General features: G+C 68.7%; 1 protein-coding gene. It reads left to right on the top strand.

All coding sequences use genetic code 11. From position 1 onward, the window contains the following. On the top strand, positions 1–1,583 hold a 1,583-nt coding region (locus ACFHWS_RS28420; RefSeq protein WP_416569569.1), incomplete at its 5' end, for an IS1182 family transposase. Positions 1,584–1,606: the final 23 nt, after the last annotated feature.

The raw sequence follows: 1,606 nt of genomic DNA, 5'->3' as shown, positions 1-1,606 counted from the left end.
ACGCCCGGTTCTCGGCGGCGTTCGGGGTCCGGGGACGGCCGGGGATCTCCCCGGCACAGTTAATGACCGCCAGCGTGTTGCAGTTCTCGGAGAACCTGACCGACCGTCAGGCCGCCGACGCGGTCCGGGACCGGATCACCTGGAAATACGCCCTCGGTCTGGAACTCGACGATCCGGGTTTCGACCCCACCGTCCTGTCGGAGTTCCGGGACCGGCTGGTCGCCGGTGACCTGACCAGCCTGGCCCTGGACGCCCTGCTGCAACGCCTGGCCGGGCTCGGACTGGTCAAGGCCCGGGGCCGCCAGCGCACCGATTCCACCCACATACTCGGCGCGATCCGCGACCTCAACCGCCTCGAACTGGCCGGAGAGACACTACGGGCGGCGTTGGAAGCCCTCGCCGCGGCGGCACCGCACTGGCTCACCTCGGTCATCGACGATTCCTGGACCGGCGTCTACGGCACCCGCGTCGACAACCTGCGCCTACCCGAGAGCCGGACCAGACGCGACGAGTTGATGGTCCGCTACGGCATCGACGGCTACCACCTGCTCGACGCGGCGCACCACCCGGACGCGCCGCAGTGGCTGGCACAGATCCCAGCGGTGCAGACGCTACGCCTGATCTGGATCCAGCAGTTCTACCGGGACACCGACAACGCCGGGCAGGAGGTGCGACGGCGGGAACACGCCCCGGACGGGGACGGTGTCCCGCCCGGCAGAGACCGCGTCATCTCCCCATACGACCTGGACGCCCGATACAGCATCAAACGCGACACCGGCTGGGGCGGCTACAAGGTCCACTTCACCGAGACCCGCGACCCACCGACCGGCACCACCGGCCGGGAAACCGGGCGCGGAGAACACCCGAACCTGATCACGAACGTGGCCACCACCACCGCGACCGTCCCGGACTCGGCCATGACCGCCATCATCCACCAGCGACTGGCCGACAAGGCACTGACTCCCGCCGAACACCTCGTCGACTCCGGATACCCGTCCGCCGAGATCATCGTCACCGCCGCCCGCCGGCACGGGATCACCCTGATCTCCCCGATGCTGATCGACCCGTCCGCCCAGGCCCGCGCCGGGCAAGGCTACGACAAAGCCGCGTTCACCTTCGACTTCGACACCCGCCACGGCGTCTGTCCCCAGGGCAACACCAGCACAAGCTGGTCACCCTGCCGACAACGCGACACCGACACCATCGTGGTGTCCTGGCCGAAGACCGTCTGCCAGCCCTGCCCCACCCGCCAGGAATGCACCCGCGGCACCCGCCGCCAGATCACCATCCACCCCCGTGACCTACACGAAGCCCTCACCGCTGCCCGCATCCAGCAGAACACCTCCGAGTGGAAGGCCCGCTACGCCGCCCGCGCCGGAATCGAGGGCACCATGCGCCAGAGCACCCATGTCACCGGAACCCGTACCGCCCGTTACCGGGGCCTGCCCAAGACCAGACTCGAACACACCCTCGCGGCCACCGCGATCAACATCATCCGCCTCGACAGCTACTGGACGGGACGCCCCCTCGACCGCACCCGGACAACACACCTCCAACGCCTCGACTTCACCCTCGCCGCCTGACCTACACCGAATAAGCCATCAGG

Origin of the sequence: Micromonospora sp. LOL_013 (assembly GCF_048060315.1) — a bacterium.
Lineage (GTDB): Bacteria > Actinomycetota > Actinomycetes > Mycobacteriales > Micromonosporaceae > Micromonospora_E.
The sequence above is the reverse complement of the archived record's forward strand: the minus strand, read 5'-3'. Positions and strand labels throughout refer to the sequence as shown.